This is a genomic window from Streptomyces sp. NPDC050743, from assembly GCF_044456925.1.
In the GTDB taxonomy this organism is placed as follows: Bacteria; Actinomycetota; Actinomycetes; order Streptomycetales; family Streptomycetaceae; genus Streptomyces.
In genome coordinates this window covers 83,203-100,349 of record NZ_JBITGJ010000010.1, presented here as the reverse complement: position 1 = coordinate 100,349, position 17,147 = coordinate 83,203, and the positions used below count along the sequence as shown (strand labels likewise).

11 protein-coding genes and 1 pseudogene are annotated in these 17,147 nt (G+C 71.9%); 2 read left to right on the top strand and 10 right to left on the bottom strand.

Annotation, left to right across the window (positions count from 1 at the left end; translation table 11 throughout):
• Positions 1-47 precede the first annotated feature (47 nt).
• The 7 genes and pseudogenes from ACIBJF_RS13705 to ACIBJF_RS13675 form a co-directional block, all read right to left on the bottom strand.
• Positions 48-1,595 (bottom strand): RNA polymerase sigma factor, encoded by a 1,548-nt coding sequence (locus tag ACIBJF_RS13705; RefSeq protein WP_399173897.1) that lies wholly within the window; start codon positions 1,593-1,595, stop codon positions 48-50.
• A 520-nt stretch (positions 1,596-2,115) separates the two neighbouring features.
• A complete protein-coding gene (locus tag ACIBJF_RS13700; protein ID WP_365724033.1) occupies positions 2,116-3,003 on the bottom strand; it encodes a FadR/GntR family transcriptional regulator in 888 nt (295 codons plus the stop codon).
• 162 nt (positions 3,004-3,165) lie between these two features.
• Positions 3,166-5,733: an ATP-binding cassette domain-containing protein gene (locus ACIBJF_RS13695; protein WP_399173894.1), complete on the bottom strand. Its 2,568-nt coding sequence runs from the start codon at positions 5,731-5,733 to the stop codon at positions 3,166-3,168.
• Between the two features lie 164 nt (positions 5,734-5,897).
• The gene (locus ACIBJF_RS13690) at positions 5,898-6,656 is read right to left on the bottom strand and encodes an NUDIX hydrolase (protein ID WP_351208985.1); all 759 of its coding nucleotides are present in this window, start codon (positions 6,654-6,656) and stop codon (positions 5,898-5,900) included.
• A 130-nt stretch (positions 6,657-6,786) separates the two neighbouring features.
• Positions 6,787-7,470, bottom strand: a pseudogene (locus ACIBJF_RS13685) (glycogen debranching protein); the annotation flags it as partial.
• A gap of 511 nt (positions 7,471-7,981) precedes the next feature.
• A complete protein-coding gene (locus ACIBJF_RS13680) occupies positions 7,982-9,202 on the bottom strand; it encodes an RNA-guided endonuclease InsQ/TnpB family protein (RefSeq protein WP_399173893.1) in 1,221 nt (406 codons plus the stop codon).
• Positions 9,203-9,735: 533 nt separating this feature from the next.
• The gene (locus ACIBJF_RS13675) at positions 9,736-11,298 is read right to left on the bottom strand and encodes a DUF4192 domain-containing protein (protein ID WP_399173891.1); all 1,563 of its coding nucleotides are present in this window, start codon (positions 11,296-11,298) and stop codon (positions 9,736-9,738) included.
• A gap of 143 nt (positions 11,299-11,441) precedes the next feature.
• Here ACIBJF_RS13675 and ACIBJF_RS13670 point away from each other — a divergent pair, with 143 nt between their 5' ends.
• Positions 11,442-13,607: a RecQ family ATP-dependent DNA helicase gene (locus ACIBJF_RS13670; protein ID WP_399173890.1), complete on the top strand. Its 2,166-nt coding sequence runs from the start codon at positions 11,442-11,444 to the stop codon at positions 13,605-13,607.
• 264 nt (positions 13,608-13,871) lie between these two features.
• Entirely contained in the window at positions 13,872-14,492 is a 621-nt protein-coding gene (locus ACIBJF_RS13665) for a hypothetical protein (protein WP_399173889.1), read from the top strand.
• 477 nt (positions 14,493-14,969) lie between these two features.
• Here ACIBJF_RS13665 and ACIBJF_RS13660 read toward each other — a convergent pair whose 3' ends face one another.
• From ACIBJF_RS13660 to ACIBJF_RS13650, 3 genes are all read right to left on the bottom strand, one after another.
• Positions 14,970-15,599 (bottom strand): hypothetical protein, encoded by a 630-nt coding sequence (locus ACIBJF_RS13660; protein WP_399173888.1) that lies wholly within the window; start codon positions 15,597-15,599, stop codon positions 14,970-14,972.
• 68 nt (positions 15,600-15,667) lie between these two features.
• Positions 15,668-16,369: a ribonuclease HII gene (locus ACIBJF_RS13655; RefSeq protein WP_399173887.1), complete on the bottom strand. Its 702-nt coding sequence runs from the start codon at positions 16,367-16,369 to the stop codon at positions 15,668-15,670.
• An 81-nt stretch (positions 16,370-16,450) separates the two neighbouring features.
• The gene (locus ACIBJF_RS13650) at positions 16,451-17,074 is read right to left on the bottom strand and encodes a TetR/AcrR family transcriptional regulator (RefSeq protein ID WP_399173886.1); all 624 of its coding nucleotides are present in this window, start codon (positions 17,072-17,074) and stop codon (positions 16,451-16,453) included.
• Positions 17,075-17,147 lie beyond the last annotated feature (73 nt).

Genomic DNA, 17,147 nt, shown 5'->3' with positions numbered 1-17,147 from the left:
CGGCTCCCGCGAGGGGAGCCGGGCCTTCGCCGTCGTACGACCGTGACCTAGTCGAGGTAGTCGCGCAGCACCTGGGAACGCGACGGGTGGCGCAGCTTCGACATGGTCTTGGACTCGATCTGGCGGATGCGCTCACGCGTCACGCCGTACACCTTGCCGATCTCGTCGAGGGTCTTCGGCTGACCGTCGGTGAGACCGAACCGCATGGAGACGACACCGGCCTCGCGCTCGGACAGGGTGTCCAGAACCGAGTGCAGCTGCTCCTGCAGGAGCGTGAAGCTGACGGCGTCGGCAGGGACGACGGCCTCGGAGTCCTCGATGAGGTCACCGAACTCGCTGTCGCCGTCCTCACCCAGCGGGGTGTGCAGCGAAATGGGCTCGCGGCCGTACTTCTGGACCTCGATGACCTTCTCCGGGGTCATGTCGAGCTCCTTGGCCAGCTCCTCCGGGGTGGGCTCGCGGCCCAGGTCTTGGAGCATCTGGCGCTGCACGCGCGCAAGCTTGTTGATGACCTCGACCATGTGCACCGGGATACGGATGGTGCGGGCCTGGTCGGCCATGGCGCGGGTGATCGCCTGACGGATCCACCAGGTGGCGTACGTGGAGAACTTGTAGCCCTTGGTGTAGTCGAACTTCTCGACCGCGCGGATCAGACCGAGGTTGCCCTCCTGGATGAGGTCCAGGAAGAGCATGCCGCGGCCGGTGTAGCGCTTGGCCAGGGAGACCACCAGACGGAGGTTGGCCTCCAGGAGGTGGTTCTTGGCGCGGCGGCCGTCCTCGGCGATGATCTCCAGCTCGCGCTTGAGCTTCGGCGCCAGCTTGTCGGCGTTGGCCAGCTTGTCCTCGGCGAACAGACCCGCCTCGATGCGCTTGGCCAGCTCCACCTCCTGCTCGGCGTTGAGCAGGGGGACCTTGCCGATCTGCTTCAGGTAGTCCTTGACCGGGTCGGCGGTGGCGCCGGCCGCGGCGACCTGCTGCGCGGGCGCGTCGTCCTCGTCCTCGTCGGACAGGACGAAGCCGGCGTTCTCGGTGCCCTCAGGCTCGTCGGCGACCTTGGTGTCCTCGAGAACCTCGTCCTCGAGAAGCTCGACGTCGTCCTTCTTGGCCGTGGTCTTCTTGACCGGCGCCGTCTTCTTGGCGACGGTCTTCTTGACGGCCGCCTTCTTGGCGGTCGTCTTCTTGGCCGCGGCCTTCTTGGCGGGTGCGGCTTCCTCGGCGGAATCGGCCGCGGCCGGAGCGACGGGCGCCGCGGGGGCGTCCGTGGTGGCGGTCGCCTTCCTCGTCGTCGTCACCGTCTTCGCCGCGACCGTCTTGGTGGCGGTGCGCTTCGCCGGGCTCTTCGCTGCGACGCTCTTGCGGGTGCGCTTGGGCTCTGCGGCACTGACCATCAGCGTCACACCCTCTTCCTCAAGAATCTGGTTGAGGCTGCGCAGTACGTTCTTCCACTGAGTGGCCGGAATCTGGTCAGCTTCGAAGGCCCGACGCACATCGTCGCCGGCGATCTGCCCCTCAGCCTTTCCCCGCTCAATGAGCGCCATGACAGAGACGGACTCGGCGATCTCCGGCGGGAGCGTACGGGATGTGCTGGCCGACACGAACAACCTCTCGGAACGTTGGAAAACGGCTTCCGGCACCGTCCACTGCGGACAGGAGCCGACCACCGGCCTGGGGATGGGCCGACGGCGCGGGCGGGGGCCGGGAAGATGCACAGCGCCTGTGATGGCGTCCGTATTCCCTCCGCGGCTGTCACCTCTTAGGTCATCGCGCTGTTTCCCCGAGCGTTACGCCCAATCTGCGTGGCCCGAGTCACACCCCGTAAGCGGTCAAAAGCTGTCAAATGCGGGCGGATGAGATCACCATTGCCGTCCCGCCCGGTCGCGCGCATGACCCCGGCGGCCCGTCGCGGCGCGGGGCCCCCCCCGCCCCCCCCCCGGGCGGGGGGGGGCGGGGGGGGGGCCCCCCCCGCCGCCCCCCCCCGGGGGGCGCCCCCCCCGCCCCCCCCCGGGGGGGGGGGGGCCCCCGCGGCGGCCGGCAATGAGCCCGGCGCCGACACGAGTGCCACGAGAACCGGGTTGACCCCGCACACCGGCGACCGCACCGCCCTGACCGTGCGGGTCAGTGCTCGCGCGGGGCGGGCACCACGCGCTCGACCTCGGGGTGGACCGTGAGCAGTTGACGCATGGCCGTCTCGGCGGCCGCGCCGTCGCCGGTGCCCAGCGCGTCGACGATCCGCGCGTGCTGCGCGAGCGACGCCTCGTTCGGGCGGTCACAACCCGTGACCGGACCGCCGGAGACCTGGAGGGCCGCCGAGACGATCCCGGAGAGGTGCTCCAGCATGCGGTTGCCGGCGATCTGGATGAGCAGCGAGTGGAACTCGTTGTCGGCGCGCGAGTACGTCAGCGCGTCGCCCTGTGCCATGGCATGGCTCATGATCTCGACCATGTCACAGAGGCGCTGCTGCACGTCCTCCCGTCCGTGGCCGGCGGCAAGGCGGGCGGCGAGCGGCTCGATCGTCCAGCGCAGCTCGCTCAGCTCGCGGCGCTGATCGTCGCGCTGGGGCCCGAAGGCCCGCCACTCGATGATGTCCGGATCGAGCAGGTTCCAGTCGCTGACGGGACGCACGCGGGTGCCGACGTTCGGGCGGGCACTGACCAGGCCCTTGGCCTCGAGGACTCGGAGGGACTCGCGGACGACGGTGCGGGAGACCTCGAAGCGCTGGCCGATCTCCTCGGGCACAAGCGGGCGGTCCGCACCCAGGTCGCCGGAGACGATCATCTGTCCCAGCTGTTGAACGAGTTGGCCGTGCAGGCCGCGTCCGCGGCTGCCCGCGGCACGCCGGCCGACGCGGCCCAGCTCGGGATCCGCGCCCTCCCAGGAGGGCGCTCCGACGCGATCGGCCACCTGGGGCTCTGCGTAGGGATAGCGGTCGAGTTCGCCCGGGCCGGCCAGACCGGAGTCGGTGGAGCGGGCGGCGGTCATCATGGTGTGCGCAAGGGTACTCACGGATCCTTTGTCGGCGTCGCCTCCAACTCCCTTGAGGTCTTTGGTGAAAAGCACACGAAAGGGTGATCGCTCACGCCGTCGCAATTGACGCCTTATCGGAAAGGAATGGGCTTTCCACATGGAGTTGCGCACACGGCGGGATCGGAAGTGGACGCACGCTCGTCACCGGAGCCGGGTGCGCAGTGTCGTGTACAGATAGGCGCACAGCAGCGCCGACAGCGACAACGCCAGTGCGCCGCCCACGGGTTGGGCGAGCACCCGCGCCATCCCGAGCAGGTAGCGATCGCCGCCGAAGGGCCACTGGGGAAGGAAGATCTCGCGCATCCGCACCGGAAATCCGGCTGCCAGGCGCAGGACGGGCCCCTGCATCGCTTCGTGCACGAGGGGGACGACGACAACGGGTACGGCGAGTACGGCGGCGAGGCCTCCCGTGGTGGACCGGAACACGCCGGCCGCCAGCACACCCGCCCATGCGCAACCGACGACCAGACAGAACCAACTCGCGGCCAACGAGAGCCAGTCCGGGGGAACTTGCGTGAGCTCCCGACCGTAGACGATGTAGAGCGCTTCGGCGTCGCAGCCCACGGTGAGGAAGGCCAACATGGCAGCGGTGGCTCCGGAGACGAGCAGTTTCGCGGTGAGCAGTCCCAGTCGGCGGGGCACGGTACCGCGGTCCGCGGCGAGGGCGGGGTGGCGGAACTCGTCCCCGAAGGCCAGCGCACCCAGGAGCCCCGCCGCGAGCGCCGCGGGCGGCAGCGGCAACTCCCGCGGCCACGCGGCGAACAGCCGCGCCTGCGGCGTGTGCCCGATCCTGGCCAGCACTACGGCGGTGAGCGCGGACACCGCCAGTACGGCACCGCAGGTGACGAAGCCGACGCCGATGCCGGTGGCGCGCCGGATCTCGTAACGAAGGGGGCGCAGGGGGCTGGGGGCGGGGCGGACGGAGATGGGGGGCGGGAGGGGGGACAGGGGATCGGGGGAACGTACACCGTCGGGGCGGGCAGCGGGGGTGGCCTGCGGCTGACCGGTGCCGGGGTTCCTGGCGCCGGGGAGGCGGGTGCGCAGGGCGGAGATGCCCGCTGCAACAGCGCTCACGCCCCCGGTCTGCGATTCCCGGGCCGCCGAGGCCCCATCGCGCCCGGCGTCCGTGGTGACCGTCGTGTCGGCGGTGCGACCACCGTCGACTCCCGCGAGCACCTCGGCGGGCACCACTCCGGCACCTCCGTCGAGCGCGTCCTCGCCAACGGGACCGATCTCGCCGTGTGCCGTCCCGCCGGTTCCCGGGGCCGCGTCGTCCGGCGGCACGGCCTCGGCCGGTACGCGCTGGGTGGACTGCCTGTGCTCCGTTCCCGCCCCGGCCTCGGACGTCTCGCCGAGCGACGGCTGTTCACCGCTGGGGGCCTGGGCCCGCTCGCCCGCCGACGGTTCCTCGCCCGAGGCAACGCCGGGCACGGCCCGCCGCGGCGCCGGCGTGTCCGCCGGGGCGTTCGCCCGCTCTCCCACCGAGAAGCCGAACGGCAGGGTGACGCGATCCCTCCCCGCGGAACCCGACGCCGTGGCGCCCGGCTCGCCCGACGAGAGGCCAGACGCCACAGCGGCCTGCCCGGACACGGACGCGTCCAATGCCAACGCGGCGAGTTCGGCCGACGACGAACCGGGCGCCGGGATGCCGGACACGGACGCCGCGAGGACGACCCCCGAGGCACCCGGCTCCACCGTCGGCAAACCGCGCACCGTCGGCTCGGCCTCCGCGGGCGAGCAACCGGTCCCGGCGTGTTCCAACTCCGCGTATGACTCGTTCGCCGCCTCGGCGGTCGCCACCCCGGACGAGAAATCGATCCCGGCACCGGATCCCGGCCCCATGTCGGCGATCTCGTCGGCGAGTTGGTGCACGGGGATGCCATGGCGGAAGGCCGTCTCGCCGACATCGGCGGTCGTCGATCCGTACACCGAAAGGCGATTGCCGCCCTCCCGTACGACCTCGACGGACCGGCGCGTGGTACGGGCCTCCTTGGCGAGCAGGGCCGCGAGGCGTGCTGCGTGCGGACTGCGGACGGCCACCCGCGGACGCAGCCGGGTGCGGGCGAACTCGCTGGCCGCCTGGTCGGCGACGAGTCTGCCGCCGTCGAGGGTCACGACCCGGTCGGCCGTGCGCGCGGCCTCCTTGGGATCGGCCGTGGTGAAAAGCACCGTGCCACCCTGGCCGGCGTGGGCTCGCAGCGTGCCGTGCAGCCATTGCGCCTCACGGACGGAGAGACCGTCGGCGGGCTCGTCCAGGACGAGCGTGTGCGGATCGGGCAGCAGGGCGCAGGCCAGGCCGAGTCTGCGGTCCACCCCGCGCGAGAGCGTGCCGAGGCGTTCCTCACGAAGGCTGACGAGGCCGAGCACTTCGAGGACCTCGTCGGCCCGTCGCGCCGGAAGTCCCGACGCCGCGCACAACATGCGCAGATGTCCGCGCACCGAGCGGGCCGGATGCCCCGGCACGTCACCGAGGAGCACGCCGACCTCCCGCGCGGGGTGGGCGATCCGATGCAACGGCCGCCCTCTGAAGTAGGTGATGCCACGCCCCGGCTGAAGCTCGAGCATCAGTCTGAGCGCAGTCGTCTTGCCCGCGCCGGCGCCTCCGAGGAGCACGGTGACATGCCCCGGGCGCGCTTCGAAGGAGACGTCGTCGAGGGCGGGCGGGTGCGCCTTGCGGGGATTGCTGGTCAGTCCGAAGGCCTGGATCACCTGCAGCAAGATAGCGCGTGATGTCCTCTTTTTCGGGTATCACCCGGTTCCCTACCACACGTGGTGCCGATCGACCCGGATAACGTCCGCCGTTCGGGGGAATCGGCACCCCGCCCGCACGATCGGCCCACCTGATCGTCCGGGCGGCCGGGCGCCCGCGCGCCTCAGACCTCGGGGCGCAGCATCGGCGGGTTGAGCAGGGTGGCACCGCCCGCCCGGAAGAGCTGCGCCGGCCGACCGCCCTGGCGCGTGGTCGTTCCTCCGGTGGGGACGAGGAATCCGGGGGTTCCGGTGACCTTGCGGTGGAAGTTGCGCGGGTCCAGGGCCACCCCCCACACCGCCTCGTACACCCGGCGCAACTCGCCGACGGTGAACTCGCTCGGGCAGAACGCGGTGGCCAGCGACGAGTACTCGATCTTGGACCGGGCCCGCTCGACCCCGTCGGCGAGGATCTGGGCGTGGTCGAAGGCGAGCGGCGCCACGGGCTCGCCGTCACGGCCGTATCCGCCCTGCTGGAGCAGTTCCTCGACAGGTGCCCAGCGCGCGTTGCTGGCGTCGCCTCCCGCACGCGGGGCGGGCAGGTCGGGCGCGAGCGCGAGGTGCGCGACGCTCACCACGCGCATGCGCGGGTCCCGCTTGGGGTCCCCGTAGGTGGCGAGCTGCTCGAGATGCGCCCCGTTGTCCTGGGCGGGGGCGGAGGGGTCGTGTGCGCACAGCCCGGTCTCCTCGGCGAGCTCGCGCGCCGCCGCCTGGGAGAGGTCCTCGTCGGCCCGTACGAAACCTCCGGGCAGCGCCCAGCGTCCTTGGAACGGAGGCTCGCCCCTGCGGACCGCCAGCGCGCACAGGGCATGGCGGCGCACGGTCAGCACGACCAGGTCCACGGTGACGGCAAAGGGCGGAAAGGCTGACGGGTCGTAGGGCATGCCGCGATCATAGTCGTCTTCCTGACGATAAACACTCCCTTCCCCGGGCGCATCGACGGTGGTTCCGCTTCGTTCTGATGTGGGGCGCAGGACCGGCTCCTGTTCCTCGCTTCCGTGGGGTCGTACGAGGTCAGACTCCCAGTTGCAGGCCGTCCGCCGCCTCCTCGACCATGGCCAGCCCGAGCCGACTGATGCGCACGGCGAACGGGGCGCCGGCGACGCGCAGCCCGATCAGGCCGAGTTCACCGAGCGGCGCGCTGCGCACGGGTCTCAGGGTGACCGTTCGGGCGGGGGTGTCGGGGCGGATGCCCGCGAGCGAGGTGAGCAGCATGATCGCGGACGCCGCCGCGGTGGCCGCCGGCCGGCAGGCCGCCGGGTGCGGGAGGGGAGCGCTCCCGGTGGAGCGCTGTGTGCCGGCAAACATCTCCGGCAGCCGGTGGCCGAAGTGTTCCGCCGCTTCCAGCAGTCCTCTCAGCAGGCCGCCGGCTTCCTTCTCGTAGCCGGCGGCGGCCAGTCCGGCGACGGCGAATGCCGTGTCGTGGACCCGGACGGCTCCGGTCCAGTGACCGAACGGGTTGTGTCCCACCTCCTTGGCACCAAGGCCCCGCAGTCCCCAGCCCGCATCCATGGCCGGGGCGCCGAGCAGCCGAGCGAGGTGGTCGGTCTGTACGGAGTCGAGCAGGCCGGGGGCGAGCCGACCGGAACCGAGCAGGCCGGTGTCGAGGAGGTGGACGGCGGCGGAGCTCAGGTGCGGCACGGGTCGGCCGTCCGGTGCCAGGGCCGAGGCCGGACGTCCGCCGCCGTGGTCCTCGACCCGGGCCGGCGTCGCGTCGTCAGCGGCGGGCCTCGGCGGGGGCAAGCGCCGGCGACCTGACCTGGGCAGGAACCGGGGCCGATGCCGATGATCGGACCTGGCCTGGGATCGGAGTCGGTGCCGGTGTCCTGACCTGGCATGATCCTGGATCCGGCGCCGCTGGCCTGTCGTGGCCTGTGACCGGGTTCGCCCCGAGGTCCCTGGGTGACGGTGGGGCGGCGATGATCTGCCGTGCGGTGACGTCTGCACCGTCGAGAGGCAAGCACTCGCGCCTGTCCCAGGGCCGGCGTTGGTCCTCGGCGGTGGAGGGCGGAGTCGGCTGCTGGTGCATGGGGTGGCTTCCTCTGCGCTCGCGGCGCCTCGAACGTGCTGGGCGCCCCTGGGACGCCCCGTCGGACAAGGGTCGTACGGCGGCAGGGCCTGTCCAGGCGTTCCGCCACTCAGTTGAAGGCTCCCCTCCCTGAAGGGAGTGGATGCGGTCGCCCTCCAGGGCTGTGCGGGGATTTACGGCTCAGGCCGCCGCCGGAGCCGGCGGCTCCGGTGGTCTTACGCCCTCGGCACCGTCCGGGTTCCAACCTGCCCGGACCAGCATCACGCGGGCGGAGTTCTTGTCCCTGGGGGACACGGCTCCGCACACGGTGCAGGCATACGTTCTCATCGACAGAGGCAGTGCGTGCTTGGTTCTCGCTTCGCACTTGGCACAGTCCATCGTGGTGTGCGCCGGGTGCACGAGACGGACGTCCCGTGCGTGCTTGCGGCCCGTCTCGACCAGGGCACGCTTCGTCGCGGCGATGGCGGCATCGGCCGCCTTGCGGGCCATGGTGGTCTTCGCCAGGAACCTCGGCCTGAAGTCCTCCACCGCAACCCCGTCGTGGCCGCGCATCACGGACTTGGCCCACGTGCGGGCGGTGTCCTCCCGCTGCCTCGCCACCTTCTTGTGCAGCTTCGCCGCCTGTGCCTGGGCCTTGCGGTACCCGGCGGATGCGGGCTGTCCCTTCGGACGGCGCCGCCGGGCCATCATCCGCTGATACCTCGCCAGCCGCTGCGCGGCCCGCCTGCCGTGCTCGGCATGCGGCAGATCGTAGGCGTCGTCGGTGGTGGCGGCGGTCTCCTTCACACCCCAGTCCACCCCGAGCACGCGCCCCGTGGGGGCGAGCGGTTCGCTCTGCGCGGCAACGACGAAGGACACATACCAGTGGCCAAGGCTGTCCTGGTACACGCGCACACTCGACGGGTCGGCCGGCAGGTCCCGCGACCACACCACCCTCAGCACGATCCGGCCCGCAAGGTGCAGGCGGCCGTCCTTGAGGCGGAAACCGCGCCTGGTGTAGTTGAGGCTGGGCCGCGCCTCCCGCTTCTTCTTGAAGCGGGGCATCCCGGCCCGCCGGTGCATCGGCAACCGATCCTTGATGTCCTTCAGCGCTTTCGCCCTCGACCTGGCGAAGTCCCGAATCACCTGCTGCTGAGGCACGCTCGCGCCCTCAGCCAGCCATGGCGTCGCCCTGCGTGCCTCGGTCAGCATCTTGTCGAGCTGAGCCGGACCACACGTCAGCTTCTCGCCCGTCGCCCGGCTCTGCGCGTGGACCTGCCGGGACTTCGCGACGCACTCATTCCAGATCCAGCGGCAGCGATCCCACTCGGCTTCGAGCCGGCCCCTGGCCGTGTTCGACAGGCGCACACGGAAGGTGTACCGGGCATGCCCGGTGTCCTTCGTGGTCGCCTCTGTCGTCATGCATCCGAACCTATCTGAGAGCACTGACAGTCGAGAGCTCTCGATCATCGTGGGCGGCATCACCGCCGTGCGGGGTGGACGCCGGACCGCCCCGACGGCGATCCGGCCATCCCTGCCCTGCTCCGCAGGAGTCCGATTCCTCCCCGGCCCGAAGGCCGGGGCATCCTCGGAGGAACCCGGTGAACGGAGCGGCACTCGTCCAGGTCACGGCTCGCCTGGGGGAAGCCGACCGAATGGCGGCGCGAGGTTGGAGTGCTGCCGCTCAGGCCGATCAGGAGCCGCTTCCACCAAGGGACGCGAGGTGGGCCCTCGCAGGCGCCCCGAGCGGTCGGGGACGGCCGATGGACCCGGCCGGCCAAGCGGCCCAGAAGTGCGTCACCACCAAGGCGGTCGCATCGACTCGCGCGAGGTCGGTTCCGGAACGGCCTCCGGGGGTGGGTGCCGCTTCCCGCAGCTTCCGTCGCTACGCCAGGCGTCTTCCTCGGGCGGACCTGCTCGCCAGGGACCGCCGCCCGCGCTCCCCCACACAGCCATCACCCCTCCCCTTCGGGCTTGCGCCGGTCGTTCTTCGACAGGGCTGCGCCGGTCGTGGTGCCGCCCGGTTCCGCCGCACGCGTGCGCGCGCTGCCCAGGGCCCGACTGCCCGGGCTCGAGGATTCGGCCGTCGACGGGCCGGGATGGGAACCGGCCGGCCTCCGTCGTCCGCCCGTCCTGGCCGGGCGAGGGGCATCGCCGCCGTCGGCAGGCCGCATACGGCGCCGTCGACGCGTGCCCGTCCCTCGGCCCACTTCGGCTCCCATCTGGTCGTCCGCTCGGGCGGTCGCTGTCGCGTCTTCGCCTGCCGGGAGTTCGGCCCGCGCCGTCGTCTCCTCCGCGTGCGACGGTGAGCCGGTCTCCACCGGCGTACAGCTCGCACGATCCGCACGGTCCGCGCGCAGGCAGCGGCGGATCGCTTCCGGGTCGAGGCCTTCGTTGCAGGCCTGGTGCAACAGCCGGGCGAACAGGTAGTCGGGATCCGCGCCCAGCGCCATGGCCAGCGCCTCACGGGCCTCCAACTCGTCACCTGTCGACCAGGCGACCCAGCCGGCCAGGGTCAGCGGGGCCGCGGCGTGCTCGCCGTAGGGTCCGACGCAGCGGCGGGCCAGGGCCCGCCAGAGCCGGAGGGCCGGCCCCGCCTCGTCGCCCTCCATCCACGCGGCCGCGCGGTCGCGGGTCGTACGGTCCTGGAGCCCGAGGATCAGAGTCGCCGCCTCGTCGTGCGCGAGCAGGCGGTCGTCGCGCAGGTCCGCCGGATGCGTGCCGGACACCGGTGCCGCGACGGCGAAGCGGTGGATGATCCGCTCGGCGAGGTCCAGGGTCTCCTCCGCCACCTGCGCGCGGGACGCCTCGTCGAGAATGCGGGGCACCAGGCTCATACCGGCCGCGTCCAGCGCGAGCTCCTGCTCCAGGGCCGCGGTCGTCTCCCAGGGCTGCAGCCTGGCACGCAACTCCCTGAGTGTGCCGCGCACCTGGATGCCGGCGTAGGTGGCCGCGGCGGCCAGGACGGAGATGCCGGGCAGGCCCATCGGCGAGCCGTCCTCGGGGCAGCAGCTCTCGATCGGGCAGCAGTACGACCAGAAACGGCCGTCGGAGATGCACAGTGCCTCGATGACCGGCACGTCGAGTTCGCCGCACTGGGTGCGCAGCAGGTGGGCCAGCCGCTCGAGCCGGCGTTTGACGTCGCGGCCGGACTCTCCCGGGGCCGGTTCCTGGCAGACGTAGGCCACCATCTGTTCGGGCCGGGCTCCGCGCCGTGCACTGCCGGTGACCAGTCCGTGGGCCAGCTGGCGTGCGGCCGCCTCCCAGTCCTCCTCGTTCGCCGGGATGCCGAGCCGGGCCCGGCCTCCGAACCTGCCCCGGCCTTCCTTGTCGAGCAGGGCCACCAGCACCATGCTGTCCTCCGGCCGGTAGCCGAGGAGGTAGGGCAGGGCGTCGGCCAGCTCGGCGGGGGTGCGCAGCGTGACCTGTGTGTCGTGCGCGGACGGACCGGTGAGCGGCTCCTGTCCCGGGATGTCGCTGTTTTCGAACGGTCCGGTGGTTTCGCTGTGATTCGTCATGCGCCGACGATCTCGCGGATCTTGAGATTCCGGTTGAGCCTGTGGACAAGTCGGATCAGGGACACGACAAGACCGTCCGGGTTGTCCACAGCCCGGGGCAGTGGTCCGCCCGCTTGTCGGTCCCGTCCTGTTGTATGGGACCCATGGAGCACACGAGCAACGCGGATCTCCGGGCGCAGGCGGACGCCGTCCTCGCCCGGCTCGTCGGGGATGCCACGGGCGCGGCCCGGCTGCGCGAGGACCAGTGGCGGGCGATCGAGGCGCTGGTCGCCGAGCGGCGCCGGGCCCTGGTCGTGCAGCGCACGGGGTGGGGCAAGTCCGCGGTGTATTTCGTGGCGACCTCGTTGCTGCGGGCCAGAGGCAGCGGACCCACGGTGATCGTCTCACCCCTGCTCGCGCTCATGCGCAACCAGGTGGAGGCCGCGGCCCGGGCCGGCATCCACGCCCGCACCATCAACTCCTCCAACACCGAGGAGTGGGACGCCGTCCAGGCCGGGATCGCGGCCGGCGAGGTCGATGTCCTGCTCGTCAGCCCGGAGCGGCTCAACAACCCGGACTTCCGCGACCAGGTGCTGCCCAAACTGTCCGCCGCGACCGGCCTGCTGGTCGTGGACGAGGCCCACTGCATCTCCGACTGGGGTCACGACTTCCGTCCCGACTACCGGCGGCTGCGCACCATGCTCGGCGACCTCCCGCCCGGTGTCCCCGTGCTGGCCACCACCGCCACGGCCAACGCCCGGGTGACCGCGGATGTCGCCGAGCAGCTGGGCACCGGCGGCACCTCGGACGCCCTGGTGCTGCGCGGGCCGCTGGACCGGGAGAGCCTCAGCCTCGGCGTGCTGCGGCTGCCGGACGCCGCGCACCGGATGGCCTGGCTCGCCGACCACCTCGACGATCTGCCGGGCTCCGGCATCATCTACACGCTCACGGTCGCCGCCGCCGAGGAGGTCACCGCGTTCCTGCGGCAGCGCGGGCACACGGTCGCCTCGTACACGGGCAAGACGGAGAACGCCGAACGTCAGCAGGCCGAGGACGATCTGCTGGCCAACCGGGTGAAGGCGCTGGTCGCCACCTCGGCGCTCGGCATGGGCTTCGACAAGCCGGATCTCGGTTTCGTGGTCCACCTCGGCTCCCCCTCCTCCCCCATCGCCTACTACCAGCAGGTCGGCCGGGCGGGCCGCGGTGTCGAACACGCCGAGGTACTGCTGCTGCCGGGCAAGGAGGACGAAGCGATCTGGCAGTACTTCGCATCGCTCGCCTTCCCCTCCGAGGAGCTGGTCCGGCGCACCCTGGACGTCCTCGCCCGGGCGGACGGCCCCGTGTCGCTGCCCGCGCTGGAGCCCCTGGTCGAGCTGCGCCGCTCCCGGCTGGAGACCATGCTGAAGGTCCTGGACGTGGACGGAGCGGTCCGCCGCGTCAAGGGCGGCTGGATCGCCACCGGGCGGCCCTGGTCGTACGACACCGAGCGCTACGACTGGGTGGCCCGGCAGCGGGCGGCCGAGCAGGAGGCTATGCGCGCCTACGCGTCCACCACCGAGTGCCGGATGGAGTTCCTGCAGCGCCAGCTGGACGACGAGGGCGCCAAGCCCTGCGGCCGCTGCGACAACTGCGCCGGACCCCGCTTCACCGCCGACACATCCACGGCGGCGGTGGACGCCGCGCGCAGTGACCTGGGCCGGGCCGGCGTCGAGGTGGAGCCCCGCCGCATGTGGCCGACCGGCCTGCCGGCCATCGGCATCGATCTCAAGGGACGCATTCCAGCCGGTGAACAGGCCGCTTCGGGGCGGGCTCTGGGTCGGCTCTCGGACATCGGCTGGGGCAACCGGCTGCGTCCGCTCCTCGCGCCCCAGGCGCCGGACACCGCTGTGCCGGACGATGTGGCAGGTGCGGTGGTCGGTGTCCTGGCCGACTGGGCGAAGGGCCCCGGCGGCTGGGCCTCCGGTGTGGCCGGCGCCCAGGACCGGCCGGTGGGTGTCGTCACCGTCGCCTCGCGAACCCGGCCCTCGCTGATCCACTCCCTGGGCGCCCGGATCGCCGAGGTCGGCCGCCTGCCGCTGCTCGGCTCCGTGGAGTACGCCGAGGACGTGCCGCGGGTGTCGCGCAGCAACAGCGCGCAGCGGCTGAAGGCCCTCGACGGTGCGCTGACGGTACCGCCCGCCCTCGCTTCGGCGCTCACTGCGGCCGACGGCCCGGTGCTGCTGGTCGACGACTTCACAGAGACGGGCTGGACCCTCGCGGTCGCGGCACGTCTGCTCAGAAAGTCAGGCGCACGAGCGGTGTTGCCGCTGGTCCTGGCCGTGCAGGGTTGACCCGGCACCCCGCGTCGGCAACCGTATGGGCACGGCCTGACACCTCAGGCGTCATCGGGCTTACCTTTGGGTAGGGATATAAGCCACGCACCACCAGATAACAGTCGGTGGCCCAATTGCTCGTTGCCGCATCCAAGTTCGGCAGGAAGAATTGAGGTCCGCTCCCCGCGCGGCTCGTCCGTGATCGGTCGGGCTCTGCTGCGGTGCGCGGTCCCTCGAATCCGACCTCGCCCGCAGTGTGGGCGCGTAGCCGAAGGGAGGAACGTGACCTTCGGATTCGCCTCGTCCTCGGCGGCCTCGTTGTCGACCTCCGCGTCCGCCGTTTCCGCCAGTCGCCTGCTCGAGCCGGCCGAATGGGCCGCCGCCGGGATCCCTCTGCTGCGCAACCCCCGTGAGGTCGTCAGCGGGCTGCACGCCCGCCATCGGCCGAGGCCCTCCACGGCGATCGTGGCAGTGCTGGATCCGGACGAGCGGCTGTGCGCCAGCGCGTCGTTCACGCGTCGTCCGGCCCCGGCCGACGGCTGGATGTTCCGCAACGCGCTGCTCGCGCAGCTGCGCCGGGTGATTCCGCACGACCTGAGACGCCGGACCCCGGTGCGCACGGCCATCCTCATCTACTGCCGCGAGGGCGACGCGGGTTGGACGGAGGAGGACGGCGCCTGGATGTGGGGCCTGCGTGACGCCTGCACGCTGCACGGGCTGCGGTGCGGGGCGTACGTCACGCTGACCCACGACGGCTGGCATGTGCTCGGCGAAGGACGCAGCGGCCGCCGCCCCAACGCCGACTCCGCACCCGAACCCTTCGCCACGTCCGAGACCCCGCCGCTCGCGCCGCGCACCGGCGGCCCGGTCTCCGAGGTCCTGCGCCGCGCGGCGGCTCGCTGAAGGGCACGGCAGGAGGTCAGGCTAGTGCCCGACCGTCTTCCGGCCGCCGCCCTGCCCGCACGGACGGCGAGCCGACCACCGACCGCTCGGCCGCCGGGACACGACACCGCGCCGCACGAGGCCGCGCCGGGTGGGCGTCGGCCTGCTCGACACGGCACAGGCCGTTTCCGCCTTGCGCGGTATGGCCTTCACGTCGCTCCGGGCACGATCGCCCTCTGCGTTCCTCTGGGGACGATCGGCTTTTGCGTTCCTCGGGGCGGTCCGGCCTCGGCAGGCCCAGCAGCGTGGGCCGGGGATCCGGCGTCCACCCCGCAACCGCTGCTCCGCGCCCGGCGTCTTGGTGTATGCCGGAAAGCCGTCCGCACGCGGAACGGCCGCCCGATGTGCGGGTGTGCGGGCATGCCAAAGGCCACGCCGTGCGGGTTCCACCGGAGCGGTTCCCTTGTCACCCCGGTGCCCCGAGGTGCCGGAGAAGGCTCAGACGCCTGCGCCCAGCACCGAGTTGATCTGCTGCGGGTCGCCGCAGACGATCAGCAGGGCACCGGCCCGGGTGTGGGCCAGCGGAAGGGCCGAGGCAGCAGCGGAAGCGGGGCCTCCGTTGACGGCCACGACGACCACGGGACGGGACGCGGCGCGGGAGGCGACGGCGGCGTCCGCGTAGAAGACGTCGTCACCGGCGTCGTGCTGCGCCCAGTAGGAAGCTTCACCGAAGGACAGTTCGTGCTCCGCCCACGGGTGCTGGGACCCGGTGGTGATCACGAGCACGTCGCCGGGGGCACGGCCCGAGTCCAGCAGCAGGTCCACCGCCTCCTCGGCGGCGTCGAGCGCGCCCTCGGCCGAGGCCGGGATCAGCTGGATCTGCGGGGAGGCCGCCGCGGCGGGAGCGGCCGGGCCGGACGGGCCCGGCTTGGCCGGAGTCACGTCACGCGGCGTGCGCTGCACCGGCGGCGCCGGCCGCGGAGGACCGGGACGACCGGGGCGGGACGGAGCCGCGGGGCGGGGGCCGGGTACGGGGCGGGGGGTCGGCGCGGTACGGCCGCTGGCCGGAGTCGCGCGGGGACCCTGGGCACTCTCGTGAATCTGAGGCTCCTCGGGAATGAGAGGCATGAGCTGATATTTATCAAACGTTGGTGCGGCGTGGGCGACCGGGTGGCACATGAGTGCGAGCGGAACCGTCAGAAATCGAAGCCGAGCTGGCCCTCGATTTCCGGAACGCTTCCGTCCGCCCAGCTGCGGACCTTCTTGAGGTGCCGCCACTGAGGCAACGCATCAAGATACGCCCACGACAAGCGGTGGAGCGGGGTGGGCCCCCACTCCTCCAGTGCGGCCTTGTGCACGGGCGACGGATACCCGGCGTTGTCCGCAAATCCAAAGTCTGCATGGTCGACACCCAGTTCGGCCATCATTTTGTCGCGCCGAACCTTGGCGATCACCGACGCCGCCGCGACGGCCACACACGACTGATCGCCCTTGATCACCGTGCGCACCCGCCAGGGGGCGCCGAGGTAGTCGTGCTTCCCGTCGAGGATCACGGCGTCGGGGCGGATCGGCAGGTCGTCCAGGGCGCGGACCGCGGCGAGCCGCAGCGCGGCCGTCATCCCCAGGTCGTCGATCTCCTCGGGGGAAGCATGCCCCAGCGCATAGGCCGTCACCCACGTCTGCAGGATCTCCGCCAGTTCCGTGCGCCGCTTGATCGTCAGCAGCTTGGAATCGGTCAGCCCCTCGGGCGGGCGGCGAAGTCCGGTGATCGCGGCGCAGACGGTGACAGGTCCGGCCCAGGCGCCGCGCCCCACCTCGTCGATACCGGCAATGACCTTGGCTCCGGTCGTGGCGCGCAGGGAGCGCTCGACGGTGTGAGTGGGTGGTTCGTACGGCATGGCGCCCTTAGGGTACGCCGCCGGGGTCGTCACCCGACACCCCGGTCGGCCCACCGCCACACGGATCGCCGTCGCGCGCGATCACCTTCCGTAGGGCCGCAGCAGCGGGAGCATCAGCTGGTCGATCATCTCTTCGAGATCTTGATCGCTCCATTCGCTGGCGCACATTTTCGAGCGGTACATCATCATGGCCGGAATGGCGTCGAAGACATAGCCGCTGGCCGCGTCCGAACGCACCTCGCCCCGCTCTATTCCACGCGTGATGACCTCGCCGAGGAGCTTGACGGTCGGTTCCACCACCCCTCCGACGATCACCTCCTGGAAGCGCTCCGCCTGAGTCTGGTCGCACTCGTGAATCACCGAGCGCAGCGCGACACCCGGGGGTGAGAACATGATCTGCCGTACCTCGCGGCACAGAGCGAGGAGGTCCTCGCGCACGCTGCCGAGGTCCGGGGCCGTCTCGACCCGAGGCAGTCCGGCCACCAGCGCATCCGCCACGAGGTCCTCCTTGGAGGTCCAGCGGCGATACACCGCGGCCTTGCCGGTCTGCGCGCCGGCGGCGACTCCCTCCATGGTCAGGCCTTTCCAGCCGACCTCGCCGAGCTGCTCCAGCGCGGCATCGAGGATCGCGCGCTCCAGCACCACGCCGCGCCGACGAGGGGAAGCCGCCCGATCGGGAGCGGCCGTCCAGCGCGAGGTAACCATCTGTGTCTCTCCAACAAGGGAAGCGGGGATTCCGGGGAAAGGGGTGCGCCACGCCGCAGCAACAGGGGGACGC